Genomic DNA, 1,396 nt, shown 5'->3' on the forward strand with positions numbered 1-1,396 from the left:
CTCGCCGGCGCTGGTCACCACCAGGGCCTTGAAGTTCCGGTCCATGAAGGAGAAATGGAGGTTCGTCCGCAGGGTCCGATAGGCCTCGGCAAACCGGGATTTCTGGTTGTCGCCGTTGAGAAGGACGCGGCCGTAGGATCTCTCTTTTTTGTCTTTGGCGTTATTTTTTTTGGGCATAGGGGAATCGGTTGTTTTGAAAGTGGTTAAGGTTTTAAGGTTTTAAGGTTTTAGGGTTTTATGTGATTGTGGGGCCGGTTTTCGGGCCCGCTTTTCCTTCAGTCTTCAGCCTCGTAATCCGGGCCTTGGCCCGGATTACTTCTTTCCCGCGAGGGGGACGATGGAGAGGACGGGGAGGCCGAGGTAGCGTTGGACGTCCTCCTCCGTTCTCAGGGACTGGTCGAGGTATTCCCGGAGGAAGGCGAGACCGATACCCGCCATCAGGCCGACGATGACGCCGAGGAGGATGTTCCGGGCCTTTTGGGGCTTGACCGGGCTGTTGACGGCCACGGCCGACTCGGTGATCCGGATGTTGGAGACGTCCACGTTGCTGCTGATGTTGGTCTCCTTCAGCTTGGCCAGGAGGATGTCGTGCATCTGCTGCTGGGTTTCGACGCTCCGTTCCAGCATGGTGTACTCCAGCTCCTTCTTGTTGGTTTCCATGGCCTCGCTCTCGAAGTCCCCGATGGTCTTCTGGATGACCTCCTCCCGGGCGGCCAGCACGGCCTGCTGGGCCTTCATGCTCTGCAGCTCCTTCTGGATCTCGCCGTTGAGCTTGGCCCGGGTGTTGTCGATCTGGGTCTGGATCTGGGTCAGCTTGGGATGCTTGCCCTTGTAGATCTTGGCGGCCCGGGAATAGGCCACCTCGGCCTCGATGAGCTGGTTGTAGAGGTTGTCGATCACCGCGTTTTCAATGAGGGAGCGGATGTGGACGATGTTCCGCCGGTTGGAGGTGCCGCCGATGCGCCGCAGCTCGCCCAGCTTGGCTTCCAGCTCCAGCCGCTGGTTGCGCGTCTGGAGATAGGCGTCGTTGAACTCGTTCATCTTGTTGGTGATCATGCCCTGGCGTCCTTCCACGGAGAAGAGCCTGGTCTTCTGTTTGTAGGCCAGGAACTCGGCCTCGGCGTCCTCCAGCTTCTTCTGGACGTCGTAAAGCTGTTCCGTCATCCACGCCATGGTGTTCTGGGAGTATTCGAGGCGGTTGGCCAGGTTGAAGGTGATGTAGGCCTGGGCCAGGGCGTTGGCCATCCGCGCCGCTGCTTCGGGATCGTAGTCCCGCACTCCGATTCGGAGGAGGCGGGTGTCCCGGATCTCGGTCACGGTGATCTTGTCGAGGACCGTTTTGATGAGGGCCAGACGGGTCTCCTCGGGGGTGGGGATGCGCTCCTCCCGGAAGAGC

1 protein-coding gene is annotated in these 1,396 nt (G+C 60.0%); it reads right to left on the bottom strand.

The annotated features are described in order from the left end of the window. Positions 1-312: 312 nt before the first annotated feature. Positions 313-1,396 (bottom strand): GumC family protein (locus AB7S84_RS15270; RefSeq protein ID WP_428155530.1); only part of this gene is annotated, 1,084 nt, incomplete at its 5' end.

This window comes from Desulfococcus sp. (assembly GCF_050178255.1).
Lineage (GTDB): Bacteria > Desulfobacterota > Desulfobacteria > Desulfobacterales > Desulfococcaceae > Desulfococcus > Desulfococcus multivorans.